26 protein-coding genes and 1 pseudogene are annotated in these 24,271 nt (G+C 62.7%); 14 read left to right on the top strand and 13 right to left on the bottom strand.

Going from position 1 to position 24,271, the window contains the following annotated elements; translation table 11 throughout:
- Window positions 1–10: 10 nt before the first annotated feature.
- From fliR to fliF, 13 genes and pseudogenes are all read right to left on the bottom strand, one after another.
- Window positions 11–796: a flagellar biosynthetic protein FliR gene (gene fliR / locus ACLSSQ_RS13355; RefSeq protein WP_416242967.1), complete on the bottom strand. Its 786-nt coding sequence runs from the start codon at window positions 794–796 to the stop codon at window positions 11–13.
- A complete protein-coding gene (fliQ, locus tag ACLSSQ_RS13350) occupies window positions 793–1,062 on the bottom strand; it encodes a flagellar biosynthesis protein FliQ (RefSeq protein WP_416242966.1) in 270 nt (89 codons plus the stop codon). Before fliQ ends, fliR begins: the two co-directional genes overlap by 4 nt.
- Window positions 1,059–1,811: a flagellar type III secretion system pore protein FliP gene (fliP, locus tag ACLSSQ_RS13345; protein WP_416242965.1), complete on the bottom strand. Its 753-nt coding sequence runs from the start codon at window positions 1,809–1,811 to the stop codon at window positions 1,059–1,061. Before fliP ends, fliQ begins: the two co-directional genes overlap by 4 nt.
- Entirely contained in the window at window positions 1,808–2,254 is a 447-nt protein-coding gene (gene fliO / locus ACLSSQ_RS13340; RefSeq protein WP_416242964.1) for a flagellar biosynthetic protein FliO, read from the bottom strand. Before fliO ends, fliP begins: the two co-directional genes overlap by 4 nt.
- A gap of 154 nt (window positions 2,255–2,408) precedes the next feature.
- On the bottom strand, window positions 2,409–2,846 hold the full coding sequence (gene fliN, locus ACLSSQ_RS13335) for a flagellar motor switch protein FliN (RefSeq protein WP_014236832.1): 438 nt from the start codon (window positions 2,844–2,846) through the stop codon (window positions 2,409–2,411).
- Complete coding sequence (gene fliM, locus ACLSSQ_RS13330; protein ID WP_014236833.1) at window positions 2,839–3,843, bottom strand: flagellar motor switch protein FliM; 1,005 nt, start codon at window positions 3,841–3,843, stop codon at window positions 2,839–2,841. The genes fliN and fliM overlap by 8 nt, the downstream gene beginning before the upstream one ends.
- Before the next feature lie 13 nt (window positions 3,844–3,856).
- Window positions 3,857–4,387 (bottom strand): flagellar basal body-associated protein FliL, encoded by a 531-nt coding sequence (fliL, locus tag ACLSSQ_RS13325; protein WP_014236834.1) that lies wholly within the window; start codon window positions 4,385–4,387, stop codon window positions 3,857–3,859.
- 64 nt (window positions 4,388–4,451) lie between these two features.
- Entirely contained in the window at window positions 4,452–5,537 is a 1,086-nt protein-coding gene (locus ACLSSQ_RS13320) for a flagellar hook-length control protein FliK (RefSeq protein WP_416242963.1), read from the bottom strand.
- A gap of 67 nt (window positions 5,538–5,604) precedes the next feature.
- On the bottom strand, window positions 5,605–6,057 hold the full coding sequence (gene fliJ, locus ACLSSQ_RS13315) for a flagellar export protein FliJ (protein ID WP_416242962.1): 453 nt from the start codon (window positions 6,055–6,057) through the stop codon (window positions 5,605–5,607).
- A gap of 47 nt (window positions 6,058–6,104) precedes the next feature.
- Window positions 6,105–7,433 carry a flagellar protein export ATPase FliI gene (gene fliI, locus ACLSSQ_RS13310; protein WP_416244294.1) on the bottom strand — a complete coding sequence of 443 codons (1,329 nt, stop codon included), beginning with the start codon at window positions 7,431–7,433 and terminating at the stop codon, window positions 6,105–6,107.
- Between the two features lie 102 nt (window positions 7,434–7,535).
- On the bottom strand, window positions 7,536–8,219 hold the full coding sequence (locus tag ACLSSQ_RS13305; protein WP_014236838.1) for a flagellar assembly protein FliH: 684 nt from the start codon (window positions 8,217–8,219) through the stop codon (window positions 7,536–7,538).
- A 24-nt stretch (window positions 8,220–8,243) separates the two neighbouring features.
- Window positions 8,244–9,244: pseudogene (gene fliG / locus ACLSSQ_RS13300) on the bottom strand (flagellar motor switch protein FliG).
- The gene (gene fliF, locus ACLSSQ_RS13295; protein ID WP_014236840.1) at window positions 9,234–10,985 is read right to left on the bottom strand and encodes a flagellar basal-body MS-ring/collar protein FliF; all 1,752 of its coding nucleotides are present in this window, start codon (window positions 10,983–10,985) and stop codon (window positions 9,234–9,236) included. The pseudogene fliG and the gene fliF overlap by 11 nt, the downstream one beginning before the upstream one ends.
- 137 nt (window positions 10,986–11,122) lie before the next feature.
- Here fliF and ACLSSQ_RS13290 point away from each other — a divergent pair, with 137 nt between their 5' ends.
- From ACLSSQ_RS13290 to ACLSSQ_RS13225, 14 genes are all read left to right on the top strand, one after another.
- Window positions 11,123–12,328 carry a sensor histidine kinase gene (locus ACLSSQ_RS13290; RefSeq protein WP_014236841.1) on the top strand — a complete coding sequence of 402 codons (1,206 nt, stop codon included), beginning with the start codon at window positions 11,123–11,125 and terminating at the stop codon, window positions 12,326–12,328.
- A gap of 7 nt (window positions 12,329–12,335) precedes the next feature.
- A complete protein-coding gene (locus ACLSSQ_RS13285) occupies window positions 12,336–13,760 on the top strand; it encodes a sigma-54-dependent transcriptional regulator (protein ID WP_416242961.1) in 1,425 nt (474 codons plus the stop codon).
- Window positions 13,761–13,813: 53 nt separating this feature from the next.
- The gene (gene fliE, locus ACLSSQ_RS13280) at window positions 13,814–14,137 is read left to right on the top strand and encodes a flagellar hook-basal body complex protein FliE (RefSeq protein WP_014236843.1); all 324 of its coding nucleotides are present in this window, start codon (window positions 13,814–13,816) and stop codon (window positions 14,135–14,137) included.
- A 178-nt stretch (window positions 14,138–14,315) separates the two neighbouring features.
- Window positions 14,316–16,193 carry a tetratricopeptide repeat protein gene (locus ACLSSQ_RS13275; protein ID WP_416242960.1) on the top strand — a complete coding sequence of 626 codons (1,878 nt, stop codon included), beginning with the start codon at window positions 14,316–14,318 and terminating at the stop codon, window positions 16,191–16,193.
- A gap of 38 nt (window positions 16,194–16,231) precedes the next feature.
- Entirely contained in the window at window positions 16,232–17,278 is a 1,047-nt protein-coding gene (locus ACLSSQ_RS13270) for a class I SAM-dependent methyltransferase (protein WP_130459953.1), read from the top strand.
- A 3-nt stretch (window positions 17,279–17,281) separates the two neighbouring features.
- Window positions 17,282–17,815: a class I SAM-dependent methyltransferase gene (locus ACLSSQ_RS13265; RefSeq protein WP_130459952.1), complete on the top strand. Its 534-nt coding sequence runs from the start codon at window positions 17,282–17,284 to the stop codon at window positions 17,813–17,815.
- A 73-nt stretch (window positions 17,816–17,888) separates the two neighbouring features.
- A complete protein-coding gene (locus ACLSSQ_RS13260; RefSeq protein ID WP_416242959.1) occupies window positions 17,889–19,589 on the top strand; it encodes an HAD-IIIC family phosphatase in 1,701 nt (566 codons plus the stop codon).
- Between the two features lie 10 nt (window positions 19,590–19,599).
- Window positions 19,600–19,836, top strand: coding sequence for an acyl carrier protein (locus ACLSSQ_RS13255; protein ID WP_043797977.1), 237 nt, complete (start codon window positions 19,600–19,602; stop codon window positions 19,834–19,836).
- The gene (locus tag ACLSSQ_RS13250; protein ID WP_014236849.1) at window positions 19,826–20,410 is read left to right on the top strand and encodes a GNAT family N-acetyltransferase; all 585 of its coding nucleotides are present in this window, start codon (window positions 19,826–19,828) and stop codon (window positions 20,408–20,410) included. The genes ACLSSQ_RS13255 and ACLSSQ_RS13250 overlap by 11 nt, the downstream gene beginning before the upstream one ends.
- Window positions 20,403–20,831 carry a VOC family protein gene (locus ACLSSQ_RS13245; protein ID WP_416242958.1) on the top strand — a complete coding sequence of 143 codons (429 nt, stop codon included), beginning with the start codon at window positions 20,403–20,405 and terminating at the stop codon, window positions 20,829–20,831. The genes ACLSSQ_RS13250 and ACLSSQ_RS13245 overlap by 8 nt, the downstream gene beginning before the upstream one ends.
- 28 nt (window positions 20,832–20,859) lie before the next feature.
- Window positions 20,860–21,579 carry a class I SAM-dependent methyltransferase gene (locus ACLSSQ_RS13240; protein WP_043797979.1) on the top strand — a complete coding sequence of 240 codons (720 nt, stop codon included), beginning with the start codon at window positions 20,860–20,862 and terminating at the stop codon, window positions 21,577–21,579.
- Window positions 21,580–21,588: 9 nt separating this feature from the next.
- Window positions 21,589–22,005 (top strand): sugar 3,4-ketoisomerase, encoded by a 417-nt coding sequence (locus ACLSSQ_RS13235; protein ID WP_416242957.1) that lies wholly within the window; start codon window positions 21,589–21,591, stop codon window positions 22,003–22,005.
- The gene (locus ACLSSQ_RS13230) at window positions 22,002–23,132 is read left to right on the top strand and encodes a DegT/DnrJ/EryC1/StrS family aminotransferase (protein WP_014236853.1); all 1,131 of its coding nucleotides are present in this window, start codon (window positions 22,002–22,004) and stop codon (window positions 23,130–23,132) included. Before ACLSSQ_RS13235 ends, ACLSSQ_RS13230 begins: the two co-directional genes overlap by 4 nt.
- Window positions 23,133–23,155: 23 nt before the next feature.
- Entirely contained in the window at window positions 23,156–24,253 is a 1,098-nt protein-coding gene (locus tag ACLSSQ_RS13225) for a hypothetical protein (protein ID WP_416242956.1), read from the top strand.
- The last annotated feature ends 18 nt before the right edge of the window (window positions 24,254–24,271 follow it).

Genomic DNA, 24,271 nt, shown 5'->3' with positions numbered 1-24,271 from the left:
GCGGACTGCCCTAACGTACCATGGGGGCAAAAACTTCCAGCATCATGCGGAAGCCCTCGTCGTAGATACGGGTCAGGGGCTGTACCATGTAGGGCAGCGTAAGGGCCAGAATGCCGAGGCCTACCGTGAGTGTGATGGGGAAACCTACTGCCATCAGATTGAGTTGGGGGGCTGCCCGGGAAAGAATGGACAGCGCCAGGTTGGTAATCAACAGGGCAATCAGCACCGGCAGGGATAAAAGCAGGCCGATACTGAATACCTTTGCCCCGGTTTCTGCCATGTTCAACCAGAGGCCTGCAGAAACCGATGTGGTGGCGATGGGCAGGCTGTGGAAGCTTTCCGCCAGGCCGGCGATCATCAGCAGATGGCCGTTCAGGGCAAGGAACATCAAGGTGGCACAGAGCGTCACCACCTCGGCCACCACACCAGTCTGGGCCGTGTTCTGGGGGTCATACATGGTGGCAAATCCCAGCCCCATCTGGAAACTCATCAATTCACCCGCCAAGCCTACCCCCGCAAATATCAGACGCATGACCGTGGCCATGGCAATGCCGATCAGCATCTGCTGAACCAGGATCATCAGGCCCATGCCGGAGGCCGGTTCAATGGGCGGTAAGGGCGGGATGCCGGGGACGATGGCGGCGCACAGGGCCAGGCCGATCATCAGGCGTACCCGGCGGGGCACCGCAGCGTTATTGAATACGGGGGCAGCGGCGACAAAGGCCAGAATACGGGCCAGAGGGAAAACGAAAGCCGCGATCCAGGCGTTCAGCTCCGCGGAGGTGAAGCTGATCATCCAATCAGGCTCGGAATGCTGGAATAGAGGCGCTGGATGTAATCGGTCATGACCTGCAGCATCCAGGGGCCGGCGAAGATCAGTGTCAGGAACATGGCAATGATCTTGGGTACGAACGACAGGGTGGTTTCGTTGAGGGAGGTGGCTGCCTGGAAGATACTGATCAATAGGCCCACCACCAGCGCTACCAGCAGAACCGGGGCGGAAACCAGGATGGTCACCTCCACCGCCTGGCGGCCGATGTTCATGACGGTTTCGGGAGTCATGTGGCGAAGCTCTGGACGAGGGAGCCGAGCACCAGATGCCAGCCGTCCACCAGGACGAACAGCATCATCTTGAAGGGCATGGCCACCATGACCGGGGACATCATCATCATGCCCATGGACATCAGGACGCTGCCCACCACCATGTCGATGATGAGGAAGGGGATGAAGATGATGAAGCCGATCTGGAAGGCCGTTTTCAGTTCCGAAGTGACAAAGGCCGGGACCAGAATGCGCAGGGGCACCTTGTCCGGGCTCTCGATGTTCTTGATGCCGGCAAATCCGGCGAAGAGGGCGATGTCGGCTTCCCGGGTCTGCTTCAGCATGAAGCCCCGCACCGGTTGCTCGGCCTTTTCCAGGGCCTGCAGGAAAGTGATCTTGTTTTCCGCCAGGGGCACGTAGGCTTCGGTATAGACCCGGTCGGCCACCGGGGACATGACGAAAAAGGTGAGGAAGAGGGCCAGTCCCAGCAGCACCTGGTTGGGCGGCGTGGTCTGCAGGCCCATGGCATGGCGCAGCATGGAAAGGACGATGATGATGCGGGTGAAGGCGGTCATCATCAGCAGTACGGCCGGAATGAAGGTAAGGGCCGTAAGGGTCAGCAGGGTCTGGATGGACAGGGTGTAATTCTGTCCGCCGCCGGGGGCGGGGGTGCTGCTGAAGGCCGGTAGGCCGCCGGCCTGGGCCAGGGCGACCGTGGGGGCCAGCAGGATGCCGAGCAGCAGCAGGGGCCGGAGTTTTGCGAGATTCATTGAGTACTATCGGTTTTACGTGCCATCACCTGGTTCAGCCAGTGGGCAAAGGGTTGAGTACCGGGCAGACCGGTTGCCCCCTGGGGCAGTTCGCCCTTGGGCAGGGTGTGCAGGGTGCGGATCTGGCCGGGGGCGAGACCGATGACGAGCCAGGTGTCCTGGACTTCCACCAGGAGGATGCGCTCCCGGTTGCCGACGGCGATGCCGCCCAGCAACTTCATGGGGCCCTGACCAAAGGGGCGGCCGCCATAGATCCGGCGCATGAAAAAGGCGGCGAGCATCAGCAGGCCAACGATGATGAGCAGACCGACAAAGGCCTGCACGACGCTGCTGCCGGAGACGCCGGGAGCTGCTGCCGGGGCGCTCTGGGCCAGGGCCAGCGTCGGCGCCAGCAAGGTCAGGAGGCCTGCCGTGGTCGAAGGAATGCGGGGGTGTTGGGGCACGGGCGTCGATATGGGTTGAAGCCGCAGGGCGGCGGCATGAAGGGCCGGATTCCCGGTAAGGATGGCCGCTATGTTAATCCATGCACCAGAAATAAAAAACCGCCGCTCACCTATGGATGAGGGCGGTTCGGCGCCGAAGCGGTGGCAGGAGGGGTCAGCGGCCCAGTTTGCGCATGCGTTCGGAGGGTGTGATGATGTCCGTCAGGCGGATACCGAACTTGTCGTTCACCACCACCACTTCCCCCTGGGCGATGAGGGTGCCGTTGACCAGCACATCCATGGGTTCGCCGGCCAGGGCATCCAGTTCCACCACGGAGCCGTGGGCCAGTTGCAGCAGGTTCTTGATGGTGATCTTGGTCCGGCCCAGCTCCACGGTGAGTTGCACCGGGATGTCCAGGATCATGTCCAGCTCGCGCATCATGCCGCTCTGGGCATCGGCACCGCCGAAGGACTGGAAGATGTCGGCCGGCTGGGCTGCCGGGGTTTCCGGGGTGCTTTCCGCGATGGCCTGCTCGGCCATGGCGGCGGCCCAATCGTCTTCGCCGATGGCGTCGGCCGCGTCCTGGGGGTTCTCGGTGTTTTCGTCAGCCATTGGCTTCTCCCTGCGGGGCGTCGGGGTTATCCGCCGCGATGAATCGTTCTACCTTGAGAGCGTACTGGTTGCTCTGCTGGCCGTATTTGCATTCCATGATGGCGACACCATCGACCTCCACGTTCAGGACCTCGGGAATGACTACCGGGATGACGTCGCCCGGTTTCATCTTCAGTACCTGCCGCAGCGAAACCGTGGCATGGGCCAGATTTGCCACCAGTTCCACTTCCGCCGTCTGCAACTGCCGGCGCAGGGTGCCCACCCAGCGCTTGTCGGTGGACAGCTGGTCGCTCTGCATGGTGCTGTAGAGCAGGTCCCGGATCGGTTCCACCATGGAATAGGGCATGCATATGTGCATGTCGGCAGTGGCGCCGCCGAATTCCAGGGTGAAGGAGGTGGAAACGACGATTTCGGAAGGGGTGGCGATGTTGGCGAACTGGGAATTCATTTCCGAGCGGATGTACTCGAACTTCAGTTCGTGCACCGGCTTCCAGGACCGCTCGTATTCGCCGAAAACCACGTTGAGCATGCCCTGGATGATGCGCTGCTCGGTGGCGGTGAAGTCCCGCCCTTCGACCCGGGTATGGAAGCGACCGTCGCCGCCGAACATGTTGTCCACCACCAGGAACACCAGGTTGGGATCGAAGATCACCAGGGCCGTGCCGCGCAGGGGTTTGACCGACACCAGGTTGAGGTTGGTCGGCACCACCAGATTGCGGATGAACTCGCTGTACTTCTGCACCTTGATGGGTCCCACCGAAATTTCGGCGTTGCGGTGCATGTAGTTGAACAGGCCAATGCGCAGATAACGGGCGAAGCGCTCGTTGATCAACTCCATGGTGGGCATGCGCCCACGCACGATGCGTTCCTGCGTGCCCAGGTTGTAGGCGCGAACGCCGGCCTCGGCGTCGCCGGATTGCTCCGGTTCGTCGCTTTCGCCGGTCACGCCCTTGAGCAGGGCGTCGACCTCTTCCTGGGACAGGAAATCCTGGGACATTGGGTTCCGGTTTCTACTGAATGATGAAGGAGGTGAAAAGCACTTCCTTGATGGGGCCGTCCTTGCCCTTGCCTGCAGGGTCGAGAACGCCGTTCATTTCCTGTTTCATTTCCTCGGCCAGGGTTTCCTTGCCTTCCTTGGAAACCAGGTCGGAGCCTTTCTTGCTCGACAGCAGCAGCATCACCTTGTTGCGCAGCTTGGGCATGTGCAGCTTGATCTGCTCACCGGCCGCAGCATCACCCAGTTCGATGGATACCGCCACCTGGAGATACTGCTCTCCCTGGTCGGGCACCAGATTGACCGTAAAGTTCTCCAGGGCCACATAGACGGGCGGGGATTCCTTGCCGCTCTTCTTCTTGGCCTTGGGGGCATCGGCGGCAACCTCTTCGTCCTCATCATGGTTGGAGGAACCGAGCATGAAGAAGGCCCCGGCGCCCAGGGCGCCGAGCAGGACGACAGCAGCGATGATGATGATGAGCAGCTTGCCCTTTTTCTTTGGCGCCTGTTCACCTTCAGCGGCCGGTTTGGCCTCGGCTTTCGCCATAGTGGACTCCTCTATTTGTCATGCCGCTTTGGCGGTCGTGTTTTTATCGGCAGGACCGTCTGTCTCAGGCAAAGGTGTCCACCAGGCCGTTGCTCTGGCGAATCACGGTGCCTGTAGTTGCAGCCGGTTCATTGCCACCTTCCGCAAGTATACCGCCTGTGCTGCCGCCCCGGGAGGCGCCGGCCTGGTTCTGGGCGGCCTGTTCCTGTTGCTGCTGCTGGAAAGACTGGCTGCTGACGTTGGCCTGTCCCAGCTCCAGACCGGCCGAGCCCATCATTTCGCGGAGACGGGGCAGGGCGGCTTCAATGGCTTCACGCACCTCGGCGTGGGGTGAGGAGAAGACGGCGGTGGCCTGGTCGCCACTGATCTTCAGGCTGACTTCCACCGGTCCCAACTGGGGCGGATTCAGGGTCAGCTGGGCGGACTGCTTGTCCTGGCCGGCAAGCCAGACGATTTTCTGGCTGAATTCCTGGCCAAAGGCCGGGTCCCGCACCGGCGTGTCGACCCGGGCCTGGGTCACGGAGGAAGTCGTATTGGCGCTGCCGTGGGCCTGATGGGCGGCATGCACGGCCGGTGGCGCATCCGGCAGTGTCGGGGCCGATAGATCGGCCTGGGCCTCAACCTGTTTCATGGTTTCTTCGAAAGCGGCAAAACTTGCCGGGTTGTTATCCTGCTGGCCGGTAGCTCCTTGTTGCTTGCCTTGTCCGGCGCTGTTCAACGGGGTGAGAGTGGCATCGCCTTCCGCGCCGATACCTGTGCCAGGGGCCTGGGCTTGCAGGTCAATGCCTTCCAGGGACGTGGCAGTGCCGTCACTAACGATGGGGGCGGTCTGGGGCGGGGTGCTGGTGGCTGTCGGCTGGGCTAGTGAGAGGGCGGCAAACAATGCCGACAGGTCAGTGCCGTCGGTCGCCGTTTCATCATCCTCGGCCAGTTCGGCAGTTCCCTTATCCACGATCAGTTCGCCGTCGATGGGAATTTCCGGGTTGCCGCCCAGTTGGGCCAACAGCAGGGAGGCAAAATCGGCGCTGATGGCGCCACTGCCCTCAAGGCCTGCCGTGGCGTCGGTAGTGGCTGTCCCCGACTGGGTCCCGGCAATGGTAGCCATGACGTTGGGCATGCTGGAAGGCGCTGCAATGGCGGTGCTGGGCATGAATTCTCTCATCCGCTGTTTGTGACTGCTGCCTTCTGAGCAAGTGGCGTGCCAGCAATCATGGTGCTCAGGGTGGGTCGCTCTGGTCCGAACGGGCTTTGCGGGCTGAAAATTCGTCCTGCTGTTTCTGGTCCTGCTTCATTTCCCGTTGCAGTTCGGCGGCCAGATGGCGTTGGGCCAGAGTGTCGATGGCTTTCAGCTTGTGGTGATGGGCCAGCCATTCGGCCTGGCCTGCGGCCGTGTGCTGTTCCGAGGTCAGTACCACGACCCGCTGCTGGGCGATGGCCTCATCGATGCGGCCGATGAATTCCTGGAAGTTGCGCCAGCCCGCCGGTGTCAGGCCCTGGGCCGAGGCCTGGCGGAAACGTTCGGCGTATTCGTCCCGGTACTGGACCAGCATGTTCAGCTTTGCCTTGGTGTCCTGCTCGGCTGCAATACGTCGGCCGAGTTCCTTGCTGGCTTCGTCGGCCCGGTTCTGCATCAGCTCCAGCAGGGGTTGCAGGGTAAAGGGCTTGGTCATTGGTGGTCCCGGTCCATGTGGCCCATTCTAGAACATGGGGGCGGATATCAGCCCATGCCGGGGAAAATCTGACGCATCATGGCCAGCGTCTGCTCAATGTTGGAGCGGTCGGAGAGGTCCTGTTGCAGGAATTTTTCCAGCAGGGGCATCAGCTGGATGGCCTGGTCCACCATGGGGTCCGAGCCGGCGACATAGGCGCCGACGGCGATCAGGTCCCGGGAGCGTTGGTAGCGGGAATAGAGCTGCTTGAAACGCCGTACCAGGTCGAATTGGGCCGGGGTGATCAGGTTCACCATGGCCCGGCTGATGGATTGCTCGATGTCGATGGCCGGATAGTGGCCGGCGTCGGCCAGCTGGCGATTGAGCACGATGTGGCCATCGAGGATGGCTCGGGCCGAGTCGGCGATGGGGTCCTGCTGATCGTCCCCTTCTGCCAGGACGGTGTAGAAGGCGGTGATGGAACCGCCGCCGTCCGGGCCGTTGCCGGCCCGCTCCACCAGCTGGGGCAGGCGGGCGAAGACGGAGGGCGGATAGCCCCGGGTTACCGGGGGCTCGCCAATGGCCAGGGCGATTTCCCGCTGGGCCATGGCATAGCGGGTGAGGGAATCCATGATCAGCAGCACCTGCTTGCCCTGGTCGCGGAAATATTCGGCCACGGAGGTGGCGTAGGCGGCGCCCTGGAGGCGCATCAGGGGGCTGGTGTCGGCGGGGGCGGCAATGACGGCGGAACGGCGCCGGCCTTCTTCCCCGAGGATCTGCTCGATGAACTCCTTCACTTCCCGGCCCCGTTCGCCGATCAGGCCGACGACGATGATCTCCGCCTCGGTATAGCGGGCCATCATGCCCAGCAGTACCGACTTGCCGACGCCGGACCCGGCGAAGAGGCCCATCCGCTGGCCCTGGCCGACGGTGAGCAGGCCGTTGATGGCGCGCACGCCCACATCCAGGGTGCGGCTGATGGGAGCCCGGGACATGGGGTTCACCGGCCGGCTGTGCAGGGGGCGCAGGGCTTCCGCATGGAGGGGGCCGAGACCGTCCAGGGGACGGCCGGCGCCATCGACCACCCTTCCCAGAAGGCCCATGCCGACCGGAACCAGCTTGGCCTTGTCCACTGAACGGCGGCGGAAGGGGGGGGGCTTGCCGACCAGGGGCGGCGGCGAGGGGGTTTCCAGGGCCACCACGGCGGCACCCGGGGACAGCCCATAGACGTCGTCCGACGGCATGAGGAAGAGCTTCTCGCCGTTGAAACCGACCACCTCCGCCTCCACCGGCGAACCGCCCGGCGGCAGGACGCGGCAGGAACTGCCCAGGGGCAGCTTGAGGCCGGCCGCCTCCATCACCAGTCCGTTGATGCGGGTCAGATGACCCGCGGGCATCAGGGGATGGGTATTGCCGGCCGCTTCGGTGCAGTTCGCCAGGAACTGTTGCCACACGGCCAGGGAGGAGGGGGGCGGAGTGCTCAAGGGGGTGCTCCGGGCTTAACCCTGGAACCAGTCCTGCTCGGTGCCGATGGCTTCCAGGACCCGTTTCCAGCGGGTGGCCAGGGTGGCGTCAATGTCACTGGCGCCGGCCTGGACCCGGCAGCCGCCGGCTTCCATGTCCGGGTCTTCCAGCAGTCGCCAGCCGCCGTGGCTAATCTGTTCCCCCAGGTGCTCGCGCAACAGGGCGGCATCCGTCGGATGCAGGGTCAGGGTCGGATGGGCATGGCTGACCGGCAGGGCGGCCAGGGCTTCCCTGACCACCGGCAGCAGCAGCTCCGGTTTGACCTTGAGGGCGCTGCGGGTGACCTGGCGTGCGATTTCCAGGCCCAGTCCCAGCAACTGGTCGGCGATGTCCTGGTCCAGCACCTGCAGCGACTGGGCCAGGCTATGAATGAGGTTGTCCAGGCGCTCGGCCTCCGCCTTGGCGCGGGCGGCGCCTTCCTCGTAGCCGGCGTTGTAGCCGGCCTCGTGGGCCTCGGTGTGGATGCGCTCGATCTCTTCCGCCGTGGGGAAGGGAATGGTCTCTTCCGGCTCTGCTGCCGGGGGTGGCGGCTCTTCGGCCGGGGGCGGCGGTTCCGGCTCCGGTTCGGGGGCCGGTGGCGTCTCCGGCTCGTCGAAGGCGGCCAGCTCCCAGCGCTCGTAGGCGGTCAGCTTTTCTTTCGGGATGTAGCCGGCAGTCATGGCAGTTCGGGGGTCCCTCTACGGCTAGATCATCTCTTCGCCGCCCTTGCCGCCGAGGACTATCTGGCCCTCGTCGGCCAGGCGACGAACGATCTTGAGGATTTCCTTCTGCTCGGTTTCGACTTCGGAAATGCGCACGGGGCCCTTGGCCTCCAGGTCTTCCCGCAGCATTTCGGCAGCCCGCTGGGACATGTTCTTGAAAATCTTCTCGCGCAGGTTCTCGGAAGCACCCTTCATGGCCAGGATGAGGGAGTCGGACTGGATTTCGCGCAGCAGCAGCTGGATGCTGCGGTCGTCCAGGTCCAGCAGGTTCTCGAAGACGAACATTTCGTCGAGGATCTTCTGGGCCAGGTCCGGGTCGTATTCCCGCACCGAGTCGATTACCGAAGTTTCGTTGGCCGAGCCCATGAAATTGAGGATTTCGGCCACGGTGCGGACACCGCCCATGGCGGACTTCTTGATGTTGGCGGAGCCGGAGAGCAGACGCAGCATGACGTCGTTGAGCTCTTTCAGGGCCGCCGGCTGCACCCCCTCCAGGGTGGCGACGCGCAGGATGACGCGTTGCGCAGCCGTTCCGGGAACAGGCTGAGGATTTCGCTGGAGTGGTCGTGCTCCAGGTGCACCAGGATGGTGGCGATGATCTGGGGGTGCTCGTTGCGGATCAGGTCGGCCACCGTGCTGGCATCCATCCACTTCAGGCCTTCGATGCCCGAGGTCTCGCCGCCCTGGAGGATGCGGGAGATGAGGTTGGAGGCCTTGTCGTCGCCCAGGGCCTTGGTCAGCACATTGCGGATGTAGGCATCCGTATCCACGTGCACCGCGGCATGTTCGTGGTGGATGGTGTGGAATTCTTCCAGCACCGATTCCACCCGGGCCCGGGGCACGGTACGCAGGGTGGCCATGGCGTGGCCGAGCTTCTGCACTTCCCGGGGGCCGAGCTGCTGCAGCACCGCGGCGGCGTTTTCCTCGCCCAGGGCGATCAGGAGTATGGCGGCCTTTTCCAGGCCATCTTCGCTAGCCGGCATTTACGCCCATCCAATCCTTGATGATGTTGGCCACAGCCTTGGGATCGGCGTGGGCGATTTCCCGCGCCTTCTGCATCTTGCCTTCGTAGGTGGCCAGGATGAGATCGCCGCCCATGGCGGTGAGATCCACCTCGACGTCCTCCTCGCCTTCTTCCCCTTCCTCCTCCTCGACCTCCGGCGACGGGGGCGGGAACATGGTGCGCAGAATGGGGCGCACCACAGCCAGCAGGATATAGGCAACGATGGCGCCGATGAGCAGATATTTCAAGAGGTCCTTGCCCATTTCCGGCGTTGCCAGCTGCTTCCACAGGGGCGGCTCGTTGTCTTCCTTCTCCACGGCGGTGAAGGCGGCATTGGCCACGGAGAGGGTGTCGCCGCGCTCCTTGGCGTAGCCCATGGCTTCCCGGGCCAGATCGTTGATCTGCTTCAGTTCTGCTTCGGTCAGGGGGCGGGTGGTGGGTTTGCCGTCCTTGGTGGTGTCCTTCTTGTTGTTCACCACCACCGCCACCGACAGCCGCTTGATCACCCCCACCGACTGCTTGACGTACTTGATGGTCTTGTCCACCTCGTAGTTGATGGTGGAGTCCTTGCGGGTGTTGATGGGCTGGCCTGCCGAATAGATGGGGGCCTGCACGCCGGCGGCGTTGATCTGTCCCGGCGGGGGCGGCTGGCCGTTGGTGGCGCCGGTCTGGGCCGTCGCCTGGCCGGCCACGGGCGGCGAGGTGATGGGGGCGGTAGCCGGCACCGGCGGCTGGTTGGTCAGGGCGCCAGGCACGCCCTGGGCCGGCGGATTGACGTTGGCCGTTTCGGAGGTCTGCTGGCTGCGGATGCTGATGTCCGGCGGGGTGGTGTTGGGGCGGTAGCTCTCGGCCGTCTGTTCGGTCTGGGAAAAGTCGATGTCCGCTGCCACCTGGACCCGGGCGTTGCCCGGTCCGACCACCGGTGCCAGGATGTCGTCGATACGCTTGATGACGCTGGCCTCGACTTCCTGGACGTACTTGATCTGGGTGGGGTCCAGGCCGGCCTCGATCAGCTTGCTCTTCAGCTGGGAAATCAGGTTGCCGTTCTGGTCGATCACCGTCACGTTGGACATGGGCAGCTGGGGCACGCTGGAGGACACCAGATGCACGATGCCCGCCACCTGGGCGGGCTCCAGGGTGCGGCCGGGGTGGAGGTGCACCATGACCGAGGCGGTGGGTTTCTGTTCTTCCCGGACGAATACGGAAGGCTTGGGGATGGCCAGGTGCACCCGGGCGGACTCGACGGCGGCCACGGACTGGATGGTGCGGCCCAGTTCCCCTTCCAGGGCGCGCTGGAAATTGACCTGTTCGGCGAACTGGCTGATGCCGAACTTCTGGTTTTCCATCAGCTCGAAGCCGACGGCACCGCCTTTGGGCAGCCCCTGAGAGGCCAGGCGCAGACGGACTTCATGGACTTTTTCACCGGGCACCAGGATGGCGCCGCCGCCCTCGGTGAACTTGTAGGGAACGTTGAGCTGTTCGAGGGCGGTGATGATGGTGCCGCCATCCTTTTCCGACAGGTTGCTGAACAGCACCTTGTAGTCGGGCTGGCGGCTCCACAGGATGGTGCCCATGATGAGGGCGGCGATGGCGGCGACCGCCACCATGAGGGCGATCTTTTGCTGGTTGGTCAGCCGGCCCAGGGCTTCGCGAAGCTTTTCGCTGATCTTGTTGCCTGGCTGGGAGGCCGTGGTATCTACAGTGTCCTGGGTTGCCGCCATCGATAGTATGTGTTTGCAGAGACTGAGGAGGGGCGCTGGGCCGGGAAGTCAGATACTAATCAAGCAAAAAGCGAAAATTTCTAAGAAATATTCTATATTGTATCCGCTTATTGCAATCAACTCTCGCCTTCTTTCCCATGTCCCCATCGTTGCCGGAACCCGTGCAGGAGCGCCCGGACGCCAAGGCCCAGGAACTCCAAAAAGCCTTCGACGTTTTCAATCAGGTTTCCCAGGAACTGACCCAGGCCTACGATGCCCTGCAGGGCCGGGTGGCCTCCCTGACGGCCGAACTGGCGGTGGCCAACGGCGAGTTGCGGCGTCAGTACAAGGAAAAGGAGGCTTTGTCCGAGCGTCTGTCCTTGTTGCTCAATGCTCTGCCGGCAGGGGTGGTGGTGCTGGATAGCGCTTTTCTGGTGACCGAGGCCAATCCGGCAGCCAAGGCCATGTTCGGCCAGGATCTGGTGGGTGAGGGCTGGTCCCGGGTCTCCGGCCAGGCCTTGGTACCCACCGGGGCGCCGGATGAATGGCAGGTCGGCAGTCGGCGGGTGAGCATTGCCAAAAGCCCTCTGGATTCCGCCGGCGGCCAGATTCTCCTGGTGCACGACATCACTCATGCCCATGAAATGAAGGCCAACCTGGAGCGCAATCAGCGCCTAGCGGCCATGGGCGAGATGGCCGCCTCCCTGGCCCATCAGCTGCGCACGCCCCTGGCCACGGCCCTGTTGTACAGCAGCAATCTGGGCAAGCCGGAACTGGCGCCCGAGGCCCGGACCCGCTTTGCCGACAAGGCGACGGAGCAGTTGAAGCGCCTGGAGCGCCTGATCCAGGACGTGCTGCTCTTTGCCCGGGGTGAAAGCATCGGCCGGGAAGCCATTCCGGTGGCGGCGCTGGTGACCGAGGCAGTGCAGGCCGTGGAGCCGTTGATGAAGCGCCATGGCGTGGATTTCCGGGTGGAGGCCGAGGTCGGCGACTTTATAATGATGGGAGCGCGCAAGGCCATTGCCGGCGCCCTGACCAACCTGCTGGAAAATGCCCTGCAGGTGGTGGAAGGGCGGACCGAGCGCCCGCCCCGGGTGCTGCTGCAGGCCCGGGTAAGCGAAGGGCGCTGTTACATCGCCGTCAGCGATACCGGGCCTGGCATTGCCCCCGAAGCCCAGGCGCGGATTTTCGAGCCATTTTTCACAACCCGGGGCCAGGGAACCGGACTTGGCCTGGCAATTGCTCTCGGTGTTGCCCGGGCCCATGGCGGAACCATCAGTGTCCGCTCCCAGCCCGGAGAAGGTTCGGAATTTACCCTGGAGTTGCCGGCGGGGCCGGCAAGCCAATTTGTCGTGGAAAGCTAGAAAGCAGATGGCGAACAACCTGCCCATCCTGGTCGTCGAGGACGATCCCAACCTGCGGGAAGCAGTGGTGGATACCCTGGAACTGGCCGGTGAGGCTGTCCTCTCGGCAGCCTCCGGCCCGGAAGCGCTGAAGGTCCTGGCTGAGCGGCCGGTGGCCATTGTCGTCAGCGACGTGCGCATGGAGCCCATGGACGGCATCACCCTGTTGAAGGAAATCCGTGGCCAGTATCCGCACCTGCCGGTGGTGCTGATGACGGCCTTTGCCGATGTGGACCGTGCGGTTGAGGCCATGCGGGCGGGGGCCTGCGACTTCCTCCTCAAGCCTTTCGAGCCCAAGGCCCTGCTCGAGCATGTGGCCCGTTACCGCCTGCCGGCCATGGGAGAGGATTCCGACGTGGTGGCGGTGGATGCCGCTTCCCGCAACCTATTTTCCCTGGCTGCCCGGGTGGCCCAGACCGACGCCACCGTCCTGCTCACCGGGGAGTCCGGGGTGGGCAAGGAGGTGGTGGCCCGCTACATCCACAACCATTCCGCCCGGCGCAAAGGCCCCTTTGTCGCCATCAACTGCGCAGCCATTCCCGAAAGCCTGCTGGAAGCGACCCTCTTCGGTTATGAAAAAGGCGCCTTCACCGGTGCCAATCAGGCCCAGGCCGGCAAGTTCGAGCAGGCCCAGAACGGCACCCTGCTGCTGGATGAAGTGACGGAAATGCCCCTGGCGCTGCAGGCCAAGTTGCTGCGGGTGCTGCAGGAGCGGGAAGTGGAGCGGGTCGGCGGCAAGCAGCCGGTGCGCCTGGACATCCGGGTGGTGGCCACCTCCAACCGGGATATGGCCGAGGCGGTGGCCAAGGGCATCTTCCGCGAGGATTTGTATTACCGGCTCAATGTCTTTCCCTTGCTGATTCCCGCCTTGCGGCAAAGGCCGGACGATGTGGTGCCCCTGGCCCGGCATTTTCTTGCCGATCAGGGCGGCAAATCTGGCCGCCCCGGCCTCTTGCTGACGCCGGCGGCCGAACAGGCCCTGCGCGTCCATTCCTGGCCGGGTAATGTGCGGGAACTGGTCAATGTGATGCAGCGGGCCCTGATCCTGGCGCCCGGGGACCAGGTGGATGCGGCACATCTGCATCTGGTGGCCCGTCCCGGTGCTCCGGCCGCGGCCGCGCCTGCCTATGTGCCGCCGCCTCCGGTCATGATGGAGGTGCCCCAGTTGGCGCCGCCCGTGCCCCAGGCCATTTCGCTCGAGGAAGACGGAACCCTTCAGTCCGGCGGGAAAAAAGCCGATAGTATTAAGGACTGGGAGCGGGAACTCATTCTCGAGACATTGGCCTCGGTGGGCGGCTCCCGCAAACTGGCGGTTGAAAAACTGGGAATTTCCGAGCGGACTTTGCGTCATAAGCTCAGGCAGTACCGTTTGGCCGGTTATTTGAACGAATAGCTTTCAGGTTGGCCTGTCTTTTGCTATAACGCTGGTGACTGTTGGAGAAGCACATGGACACCAAAGGTATTGATAATTTGTTGAGTCAGCTGCGGAGCACCGCAGGGACCGCTGCCGCCAAGTCGGTGGATAACGCTGCCGCGTCGGCTGGTGGGGCCGATTTCGCCCAGGTGCTGAAGAATTCCATCGATCAGGTCAACTCGGCCCAGCAACAGGCCCAGTCCATGGCTCAGGATTTCTCCGCTGGGGATTCCAATACCAACCTGCATGAAGTGATGATCGCCCTGCAGAAGGCCAACGTTTCCTTCCAGGAGATGGTCCAGGTGCGCAACAAGCTGGTTTCTGCCTACCAGGATGTGATGAATATCCAGGTGTGATGGGGATTGCTCCGATCCAGATTTTTCCGCATTCCAGAAAACGCACTCCACGGAGTGCGTTTTTTTTGAGTTTTTTTCGTGGGAACTGCGCAAAAGGGCCGGATGGGCTTGATAATTGGGCGCCCGTGCCGTTATTAGCCAGATTCAGCCTTACTTTGAACGAAATCGCCGCTCATTCATGAACGCCCCCAATACCCTGCTGATCCAGGCCATTGAATTGCAAAACCAGGGTCGGCTCGACGAAGCCCTGGCCCTTTTCAACATCTGCCTGCAAAACAATCCGAACGATGCGGCGGCCCTGTATTCGGTGGGAGTCATCCTGCTCAAGCAGGGCAAGGCAGCCCAGGCCATCCCCCTGCTGGAGCACGGGGTGGCGGTGGCGCCCCAGTTCGCTCCCCTGTGGTTCGTGCTGGGGGCCGTGCGGCAGGCCCTGGGGCAGAAGGAAGAGGCTTTGCAGGCCTACGACAAGGCCCTGGAAGTGCGCCCGGACTATACCGAGGTGCTGATCAACAGCGGCGCCCTCCTGCGGGAATTGATGCGGCACCAGGAAGCCCTGGAGCGTTTCAACCGGGTGTTGACCTACGATCCCAACCATCAGCTGGCCCTGGGCAACTGCGGCATCCTGCTCACCGAATTCAAGCGCAGTACCGAGGCCGTGGGCATGTTCCAGCGTTTGCTGGCGATCAATCCCAACTACGATTATGGCTACGGCCTGCTCAGCTATGAGCGCCTCCATGCCTGCGACTGGACCGACTTCGCTGCCCTGCAGGAAGCCATTGTCGCCGGCGTGCGGGCCGGGCGGCGGGCTTGCAAGTCCCTGGCCTTCATGGCCCTGTCCGATTCGGCGGAAGACCATCAGCGCTGCGCCCGGACCTTTTCCCAGCACCACTATCCCAAGGCCGAGCCCCTGTGGCGCGGGGAACGGTACCGGCATGAGCGTATCCGGGTCGCCTATGTTTCCCCTGATCTGCGGGAACACCCGGTGGGCCATCTGATTGCCGGGGTTCTGGAGCGCCACGACAAGTCCCGCTTCGAGACGGTTGCCATTTCCCTGGGCATCAATGACCAGAGCCGCCTGCGCGGGCGCATGGAAAAGGCCTTCGATCATTTCATCGATGCCAAGCAGATGGGTACCCGCAAAATCGCCGAACTGATGCGGGAGATGGAGATCGACATTGCGGTGGACCTGGCCGGTTTCACCGCCGATTCCCGTACCGACGTCTTCGCCTACCGGCCGGCGCCGGTGCAGGTCAATTACCTGGGTTACCCCGGCACCCTGGGCCTGGATTACATGGACTACATCCTGGCCGACCGTTTCGTCATTCCCCCGGAACACCAGCGCTTCTACGACGAGAAGGTCGTCTATCTGCCGGATGCCTACCTGCCGACCGACTCGGGGGTGAAGATTTCCGAGCGCACGCCCAGTCGCAGCGAATGCGGGCTGCCCGAGCAGGGCGTGGTGTTCTGTTCTTTCAGCCACGACTACAAGGTGTCGCCGCCCGTCTTCGACATCTGGATGAACCTGCTGCGCCAGGTGCCCGGTAGTGTGCTGTGGCTGGTGTCGCGCAATGAAGTGTCCCAGGGCAATCTGCGCAAGGAGGCCCAGGCCCGTGGCGTGGATCCGTCCCGCCTGGTCTTTGCCGGCCGCGTTCCCCTGGTTGAGGACCATCTGGCCCGCTACCGCCAGGCCGACATTTTCCTCGACACCCATCCCTACAATGCCCACACCACGGCAGCCGATGCCCTGATGGCCGGCCTGCCTGTCGTCACCTACATGGGCAATGCCTTCCCGGCCCGGGTTGCCGGCAGCCTGGTGCATGCCGTGGGTCTGCCGGAACTGGCCACCAAATCCCTGGCGGAATACGAAGCCCTGGCCCTGGCTCTGGCGACGGACCCGGCGCGACTGGCGGCGCTGAAAGCCCGCCTGCAGGCCAATCTGGCGACCCAGCCCCTGTTCGATACCGATGCTTTCTGCCGTAATCTGGAGGCTGCCTACATTGCTATGTGGCGGCGCAGTCAACTCGGGGGGGCGGAAGATGCCCTGTGCGGTACCTGAGTAGGTCGCTAAAAAAACTTAACTGGGGGAGTTGCCAATTGCAGGACAAGACTGTGAGCACTTTGCTTGGAGAGTTTTCCGAGCTGCATGTAGCACCGCTGGAGGCTCGTCTGGCGCGCCGTGAGCGGACGCTGGGGGACATTGCCCGGTTGGTCGCGTCGGCGGGCGCCGGCGATGGCCTGGCAGGGCGGCTGTCGGACCTCCTGCGGCGTGAAGGCTTGCTGGAAGGCACTGGGCTGGCACCGTCGGCGGTGGAGCGGCTTTATTCTTCCCATGTCGATTTCGACGTGGTCAATACCCAGAACGACACCGAGTTCGAGCTTTTCCAGAAAATGGATATTGTCGGCTGGTGGCGTGCCCGCCGGTTTTTCGAGCCGGTTTTCAAGTGCCTGTCCCATACCAAGGAAAATAGCTGGATTACGGTGGGTGACCCGTTCGGCGCCGATGCCTTCCACATGACCCGGGAAGGTTTCAAGTCGGTCCTGCCCACCAGCATTGGCGAGCACCTGTTGCGCCAGTCCAAGCAGCGTGGCCTGATCCGGGATTACCGGGTCGAAAATGCCGAAGCCCTGAGTTTCAAGGATGACTCGGTGGATTACGTGCTGTGCAAGGAGGCCTTCCACCATTTTCCCCGTCCCATGGTGGCGCTCTACGAGATGCTGCGCGTGGCGCGCAAGGCGGTGGTGCTGATCGAACCCCAGGACCCCCTGATCGACCATCCGGCTTATGTCGGGGATTGGCCGGCGGGGTACGAAGCCTCCGGCAATTACGTCTATACCCTGTCCCGCCGCGAATTGCACAAGGTTGCCCTGGGGCTGGACTTGCCCGCAGTGGCCACCCGGGGGCTGTATGACCTGTGGTACGAAGGCGCCAGCGAGATTGTGGCGCGGGAAGACAATCCCGAGTTCGTTGATTACCGCCAGAAGGTCGAGGCTGCCGAGACGCTGTGCGCCCGGCACCAGCAGAAATACAACTATCTGCTGGCCATCGTCTATAAGGAACGGCCGGATATCGATGTGCGGCAGTTTTCCGGGCTCTGGTCCATCACGTCCTTCCCCGGCAACCCCTATATTTCCAAGAAATGACCAATGGCCGCTGCGGATCGCCGCAACGGCTGGGAGCATGCAATGAGCAAGACGCTGGATCTGGGCTGCGGCCCCCAACCCAAAAACCCGTTTAATGCGGACGAACTGTACGGCATCGATGTGCTGGAAAACCTCGAAGCCAATATCCGTTGTGCCGATCTGGTGGTGGAGCCCATTCCCTTCGAGGACAATTTCTTTGACTACGTGACGGCCCACGATTTCATTGAGCATGTGCCGCGCCTGGTCTATGCGCCGGACCGGCGCAATTCCTTTATCGAACTGATGAACGAGGTCTACCGGGTATTGAAGGTGGGCGGCATGTTCCTTTCCCTCACCCCGGCCTATCCCAATGGGGTGGCATTTCGGGACCCGACCCACGTCAATATCATTACCGAGGAGACCTTCCCTCTGTATTTCGACAATGTGAATCGCTGGGCCGCCACCTACGGCTTCAAGGGCGCTTTCAGCATGCGCATTCAGGAGTGGCGGGGCCCTCATCTTCTGACGGTGATGCAGAAAGTCCCCCTGGAAAGCTGATACTCCCGTCGCCCGACTGGCGGGGCGTTGGATAGAATCGGGCTTGCCGCAACTGAGCGACGGAACGTTTGAAATGACTGCTACTGCAAAATTGCCGACCGAAAAGACCATCGAAGGGGCCATGTCCCTGTTCGAGGCCCAGGCTGTCCTGTTTGCGCCCCGCCCGAACCGCCTGGCGTTGCAGGGACTCGAACTTCCTGCGCCTTCCCGCCAGTCGGCAAGCGTCAATGTGTGGCGCAACCATGCCTTCGAGCCTCTGGTGCCCCTAACGACTCCCTATTTCGCCTTCTGCGGCTGGCAGGCCGACTTCCGTCTGGGCGGCTATGACGACTCCCTGATGTTTGCGGACCGGCAGGAGGCAGATGCGGAACTGTTGTGGCTGGATAGCGACCGTTTTCTCGCCCGCATGGCTTTCGATGAATGGTTGCCCTGGCTGGAAGGGCGTCTGCACGCCTTGCGCAGCATGTCCAAGGCCCCCGTCATCATTGCCACCTGGCTCGATGAGGCGCCGCAGCGGGCCCGGTTGCAGTCGCTGGTGGATGCTTTGCCGGCCGTTTACTTCGCCGATCTCGGCAGCGTCTGCAGCGAAGCCGGCGTGCCCCTGAAGGATTCGCGCTCTGCGGCGCTGGCCGGGACTCCCGTGGCCAATGCCGCCCAGGTCCAGTTGGCCCGGGAGCTGGCCTGCCACTGGTTGCCTGGGGCCCTGCTGCCGCCGGTAAAAGCGGTGGCATTGGACTTGGACCATACCCTGCATGCCGGCGTACTCGGTGAAGAGGGCATTCAGGGCGTGCAGTTGTCGCCCGGTCACGAGGCCCTGCAAAACTACGTCAAAGGCCTGCAGCAGCGGGGCGTCTTCGTCGCCCTGGTCTCGCGCAACGAGCGCGCCGACGTGGAGGCCCTGTTTGCCCAGCGCCAGGATTATCCCCTGCGCTGGGAAGACTTTTCGGCCACCGAGGTCTCCTGGGGCGACAAGGCCGCTGCGGTGGAGCGCATTGCCAAGGCCTTGCGCATTGCTGCCGATGCCGTGCTGTTCGTCGATGACAATCCGGGGGAACTGGCCAGCGTGACCATGCAACTGCCATCGGTCCATGCCGTCTATGCCCACCCGGACGCTACCCTGACCTGCCGCGCGATCCACTATTACCCGGGGCTATGGCGCTGGAAGGTGGAAAGTGACGATGCCAAGCGCATCCAGGATCTCAAGGCCAATGCGGAGCGGGATGCCCTGGCCGAACATGCAACCGATCCGGCCGAATATTTCCGCAGCCTGCAGGTGAGCCTGGTGTATCGCATCGACCCGGTGGCTCAACTGACCCGGCTGGCGGACCTTTGCAACAAGACCAACCAGTTCAATCTGGCCATGCGCCGTTTCAACCAGGCCGAGGTGGCCGAGCGGCTGGAGCGTCGGGATGCCTGCATTGCCAGCGTGCAACTGAGCGATCGTTTGTCGGATAGCGGCGTGATCGCGGTGATCGTGGCAGAGCGCCAGGGCGAACGCCTGTTGGTGGAAGAGTTGTGCGTCAGCTGCCGGGCCATGGGGCGCCAGCTGGAAGACACCATCATCCTGGAAGCCCTGCGCCGGATGCCGATCTTTGCCGGTTGCCAGGAGCTGGCATTCCGGGTTGCCCACGGTCCGCGCAATCAGCCGGCACTGGACTGGCTGGCCCGCCTGTTGGGCTGCGATGTCCATCCAGAGGCTGGACTGCATAATGTGCCAGCCCAGTTGGTGCGGGATTTCACCCCGGCTGCCGGCGTAACCCTGAACCAGGAGTAATAAGTCGATTATGGATCGTCAGAGAATTGAAGCCTTGGTGCTGGCCGTTCTTGCCACTGTTCTCAAATGCGAAGTGAATCCAGACAGCTCGCGCAAGAACACGCCCCAGTGGGACTCCTTGAAGCACATCGAGGTCATTTTTGCCATCGAGGATGAATTGGGCCTGCAATTCTCGGAGGAAGCGCTGGCCGAGCTGAATAGCGTCAGCCAGATTGTGGATGGAGCTCTGGCCCTCCATGCGGCATGACCTGACTGTGGCGGGGCCTGCTTTCCGTCTGCGGCCCATCGGCGACGGGGATGCCGCTTTGGTATTGGAATTGCGCAACAATCCGCAGCTCAACCGCTTCCTGCATGCCACTTCCTCCAGTCTGGCGGCTCAGTTGGCATGGCTGGCCCAGTACTATGAGCGCCCGGGTGACTACTATTTTGTGGTGGAGCGGCAGCAAGATGGTCTGCCCGAAGGGGTGATCTCGCTCTATGACATCGATGCCGCCGGTCATGCCGGGGAATGGGGACGCTGGATTCTCAGGCCCGGCTCCCTGGCCGCGGTGGAAAGTGCCTGGCTGATCTACCGTTGTGCCTTCGAGCAGCTGGGGCTGGACGAAGTGTATTGCAGGACCGTGGCCGATAACGAGTCCGTGGTGTCTTTCCATGACTCCTGCGGCATCGCCCAGCGTACCCGTCTGCCGGGGCATTTCGATCTGGATGGACGGCGTGTGGATGCGGTGGAGCACCGGGTGAACCGTGCCGCGTGGCATGATCTGGCGCCCCGCTTGGAAAAGCTGGCCCAATTGACCGCGCGGAGGCTGTATCGTGCTTGAGTTGCCCCAGGCCCTGGCGGAGCTGCCCGAAGGGTACGAGTTCCACCATGTGGGCTATGCCACAGCTTCCCTGGAGAAAGAGCGCCCATTCTTTGCCTTTCTTGGTTATCGTCAGCAAGGTGAGGATTTTGCCGATCCGGTGCAGGGCGTGGCGGGCTGCTTTCTCGTCGGTCCGGGGCCCCGTATCGAACTGTTGGAGAACCTGCCCGGGGCCGAGACTTTGACCCCCTGGCTTAATGCCGGTATCAAGATGTACCACTTCGCCTATCTGGTGGCGGATATCGAAGGCGCCCTGGAGTGGGCCCGCAGCCAGCGGGCCCGGGTAACCGTGGCTCCGGTGGCGGCAGTTGCGTTTGGCGGGCGGCGCATCAGTTTTGTCATGTTCCGTAACGGCCTGATGCTTGAATTCATTGAAAGATAAGGGCGGCCCACCGCCCCGGGGGAAGTGCGTGAGTACAGAAGAAAAAAGCAAACTGCAGCAGATATCCCAGGCATCCCTGTATTCCGCAGGGGTCATGCCGGCGGCCATCAGCTATTGTTTCCGCATCCTGCAGCGCCATCTCCAGGGGGACAGCCTGCTGGAAATGGGGCCGGCAGAAGGCGTGATGACTGAACTACTGGCCACCACCGGCAAGGCCATGACCATCGTCGAGGGCTCGGCCCTGTTTTGCGACAGCCTGCGCCAGCGCTTTCCTGCGGCCACCGTGGTGCATGCGCTGTTCGAGGAATTCCAGCCGACCCAGCGGTTCGATACCATCATCCTTGGCCATGTGCTGGAGCATGTGCAGGACCCGGTGGATATCCTGGCCCGGACGCGGCAGTGGCTGAAGCCCGGTGGCCGGATCTTTGCCGCCGTGCCCAATGCCCGTTCCGTGCACCGGCAGGCCGCCACCATCATGGGCCTGCTGCCCCAGGAGGATGCCCTCAACGAGATGGACCGGCACCACGGCCATCGCCGGGTCTTTAATCCGGAGTCCTTTCGGGCGGCATTCAGCCAGGCCGGATTGCGGGTGGACGTTTTCGGCGGCTACTGGCTCAAGCCGGTTTCCAACGGGCAGATCGAAAGCCACTGGACTCCCGCCATGATCGAGGCCTTTATGCAGATGGGCGAACGCTATCCCGATATTGCCGGCGAGATTTACGTCGTCGCCTCCCTTCCTCCGGTCTAGGAGATCGCCATGCCGTTGGCCGACTGTCGCATCCTGGATTTGCCAAAGATTCACGATCCCCGGGGTAACCTGACCTTTATCGAAGGGGGGAATCACGTGCCCTTCGACATCCAGCGCGTCTACTATCTTTACGATGTGCCTGGCGGCGCCGACCGGGGCGCCCATGCCCACCGCAACCTGCACCAGTTCATCGTGGCCATGTCCGGCAGTTTCGACGTGGTGCTGGATGACGGGCAGGAGCAGCGCCGCTTCCATCTCAACCCCTCCTATTTTGGCCTTTATGTCTGCCCCATGATGTGGCGGTATCTGGATAACTTTTCCTCCGGTGCCGTGTGCATGGTGCTGGCTTCCTCGAAATATGACGAAGCCGATTACATCCGGGATTACGATCAGTTCATGTCCGCGGTTCGGGAGCGTCAGGCGTGATTCCCTTTCTTGATCTCAAGGAACTCAACCGTTCCCTGGCCCCGGAACTCCATACAGCCCTGACACGGGTGCTGGATTCCGGCTGGCTTGTCCTGGGCCAGGAGGTGGAGGCGTTCGAAGCCGAATTTGCAGCCTATTGCCAGACCGACTACTGCATAGGCGTGGCCAATGGCCTGGAGGCCCTGCACCTGATTCTCCGGGCCTACGACATTGGCGCCGGGGACGAGGTGATCGTTCCCGCCAATACCTTCATCGCCACCTGGCTGGCCGTTACCTATGCCGGAGCCCGTCTGGTCCCGGTCGAGCCTTTGCTCAATACCGGCAACATGGATCCGCAGGCCGTTGCGGCGGCCATCACGCCACGTACCAAGGCCATCATGCCGGTTCATCTTTATGGCCAGACTGCCGAGATGGCGCCTCTGATGGACCTGGCGGAGCGTCATGGCTTGAAGGTGATCGAGGACGCCGCCCAAGCCCATGGCGCAACCTGCCACGGGCGACGGGCCGGCAGCCTGGGGCATGCCGCCGGTTTCAGCTTTTACCCGGGCAAGAACCTTGGTGCCCTGGGCGATGGCGGCGCAATCACGACTTCCGATCCGCAACTGGCAGAGCGACTGCGGTTGCTCCGCAATTACGGTTCCCGCAGCAAGTACCGGAATGAAGAGGCCGGTTTCAATTGCCGTCTGGACGAGATTCAGGCGGCCTTCCTGCGGGCCAAGCTGCCCTTGCTGGATGGCTGGAACCAGCGTCGCCGCCAGATCGCGGCACGCTACGATGCCGAACTGGGGGCGGCCGGGCTGCAATTGATGCAGGAGGCCCCGGGCCATGTGTCAGCCCGGCACCTGTACGTGGTGCGCAGTCCCCAGCGGGATGCGCTGCAGGTGGCGCTGCATGAAGCCGGTGTGCAGACGGCGATTCACTATCCGGTACCTCCCCATCTGCAACCGGCTTATGCCGGGTTGGGGTACAGGGAAGGCGCTTTCCCCATCACGGAGATTCTGCACCGTGAAGTCCTCAGTCTGCCCATGGGGCCGACCCTTGATGATTCCCAGGTAACGGCGGTGATTGATGCTGTAAAGGCAGTATCCGCCCGTATGCAGCCGGCGCCAGCCGGCCCTCTTGCCTGACTATTGCATTTCGATTGCTGCCAATGACCACCGCCAAGAATCCCGTCGAGTTGATCAATGCCCTGGCTGACCTGAACAAGGGCATCCACGAAATTCTGCAGGATGCCTATTTCGATTCCCTGGCCATGCTCAAGCGCAGCCAGATCGAGAAGAAGGCCGCCAGCGGACTCTTTGGCAAGGTGGGCAAGGTTTATCTCGGCGAGCATCTGAAGAAGTGCCAGCCTCTGGCGGCGGGCCGGGAGTTCATCCCTCTGCCACCGGATTTCCTCACCGACCCCGATCTGCATTTTCCACCCGGCAGCCTGCTGTTCCTGACCAACAACGATGTGGGCAGGAATCTGCCGGTCTACATGGAGTTCTACAATCGGAACCCAGAGGTTCTGTTTGTCATCTGGGACTGGGATTCCCAGCACTGGATCCAGATGAGCGCCATGTTGGCGATGAACTGCGATTTCTATATCTCGGGGACTTCCGAAAACGCCTTCCTGCTGTCCCACTTCAATCCCTGCGTCATTGGCCCTGTTTTTATCGGCGTGCATCAATGGACCCGGAAGTTCGTGGCCGACCATTTCAGTGTGCTGCTGGAAGCCCGCAGCAACGAACCGTTAGGGCCTCATGCCTTCTACGGCAATTATCAGCGTCGCAACCGGGCTCTGGCCACCGTGACCAAGACCTTCCCCACGGTCGGGTTTGCCAGCAACGACTACAAGCACAAGTCGGATCTGGACAACTTTCGCGAGTGGGCGGCCCACAAGACCCACTGGATCGCTCCGGTTCTGGGCGGCGTGCCGATTCGGGTCTACAACGCCCTGATGGTGGGTGGGATTCCCATCGTGCCCTCCTTCTATCGCAATCTGCCTGAAGTGGCCTTGCTCGGCGATATTCCCCTCTATTACGAAGTGGCCGATCTGATCGATCCCCGGGCCATCAATGACCAGGCCGTCGCCCGTTTCGATGCAGCCGGGCAAAGCGGCCTGATTCAACGCGTTGCGGAGGCTCTGGATAAGCACCATATCGACAATCGTTGCGAGCAGGTCTTTCTTGCCGTGGAGCAGTTCATCGCGGCCATTGCCAGCGGTGATCGCAGCTACCAGGGCGGCTATCTGGGCCTGGACCAGTGATGATTCCCGGAGCGGCGG

Source organism: Azospira sp. APE16 (assembly GCF_047901315.1).
Classification (GTDB): domain Bacteria; phylum Pseudomonadota; class Gammaproteobacteria; order Burkholderiales; family Rhodocyclaceae; genus Azospira; species Azospira oryzae.
This window is presented reverse-complemented; position numbering and strand designations above follow the sequence as displayed.

What these genes read in the sequence shown, in the direction of transcription:
- ACLSSQ_RS13285 (WP_416242961.1), top strand. Translation starts at nt 12,336, where the DNA reads ATGGCGAACAACCTGCCCATCCTGGTCGTCGAGGACGATCCCAACCTG.
- fliP (WP_416242965.1), bottom strand. Translation starts at nt 1,811, where the DNA reads ATGAATCTCGCAAAACTCCGGCCCCTGCTGCTGCTCGGCATCCTGCTG.
- fliM (WP_014236833.1), bottom strand. Translation starts at nt 3,843, where the DNA reads ATGTCCCAGGATTTCCTGTCCCAGGAAGAGGTCGACGCCCTGCTCAAG.
- ACLSSQ_RS13235 (WP_416242957.1), top strand. Translation starts at nt 21,589, where the DNA reads ATGCCGTTGGCCGACTGTCGCATCCTGGATTTGCCAAAGATTCACGAT.
- ACLSSQ_RS13290 (WP_014236841.1), top strand. Translation starts at nt 11,123, where the DNA reads ATGTCCCCATCGTTGCCGGAACCCGTGCAGGAGCGCCCGGACGCCAAG.
- fliF (WP_014236840.1), bottom strand. Translation starts at nt 10,985, where the DNA reads ATGGCGGCAACCCAGGACACTGTAGATACCACGGCCTCCCAGCCAGGC.
- ACLSSQ_RS13320 (WP_416242963.1), bottom strand. Translation starts at nt 5,537, where the DNA reads ATGCCCAGCACCGCCATTGCAGCGCCTTCCAGCATGCCCAACGTCATG.
- ACLSSQ_RS13255 (WP_043797977.1), top strand. Translation starts at nt 19,600, where the DNA reads ATGGATCGTCAGAGAATTGAAGCCTTGGTGCTGGCCGTTCTTGCCACT.
- fliL (WP_014236834.1), bottom strand. Translation starts at nt 4,387, where the DNA reads ATGGCGAAAGCCGAGGCCAAACCGGCCGCTGAAGGTGAACAGGCGCCA.
- ACLSSQ_RS13305 (WP_014236838.1), bottom strand. Translation starts at nt 8,219, where the DNA reads ATGACTGCCGGCTACATCCCGAAAGAAAAGCTGACCGCCTACGAGCGC.
- fliI (WP_416244294.1), bottom strand. Translation starts at nt 7,433, where the DNA reads ATGCCCGCGGGTCATCTGACCCGCATCAACGGACTGGTGATGGAGGCG.
- ACLSSQ_RS13260 (WP_416242959.1), top strand. Translation starts at nt 17,889, where the DNA reads ATGACTGCTACTGCAAAATTGCCGACCGAAAAGACCATCGAAGGGGCC.
- fliN (WP_014236832.1), bottom strand. Translation starts at nt 2,846, where the DNA reads ATGGCTGACGAAAACACCGAGAACCCCCAGGACGCGGCCGACGCCATC.
- ACLSSQ_RS13275 (WP_416242960.1), top strand. Translation starts at nt 14,316, where the DNA reads ATGAACGCCCCCAATACCCTGCTGATCCAGGCCATTGAATTGCAAAAC.
- ACLSSQ_RS13265 (WP_130459952.1), top strand. Translation starts at nt 17,282, where the DNA reads ATGGCCGCTGCGGATCGCCGCAACGGCTGGGAGCATGCAATGAGCAAG.
- fliJ (WP_416242962.1), bottom strand. Translation starts at nt 6,057, where the DNA reads ATGACCAAGCCCTTTACCCTGCAACCCCTGCTGGAGCTGATGCAGAAC.
- ACLSSQ_RS13225 (WP_416242956.1), top strand. Translation starts at nt 23,156, where the DNA reads ATGACCACCGCCAAGAATCCCGTCGAGTTGATCAATGCCCTGGCTGAC.
- fliQ (WP_416242966.1), bottom strand. Translation starts at nt 1,062, where the DNA reads ATGACTCCCGAAACCGTCATGAACATCGGCCGCCAGGCGGTGGAGGTG.
- ACLSSQ_RS13250 (WP_014236849.1), top strand. Translation starts at nt 19,826, where the DNA reads ATGCGGCATGACCTGACTGTGGCGGGGCCTGCTTTCCGTCTGCGGCCC.
- fliE (WP_014236843.1), top strand. Translation starts at nt 13,814, where the DNA reads ATGGACACCAAAGGTATTGATAATTTGTTGAGTCAGCTGCGGAGCACC.
- fliR (WP_416242967.1), bottom strand. Translation starts at nt 796, where the DNA reads ATGATCAGCTTCACCTCCGCGGAGCTGAACGCCTGGATCGCGGCTTTC.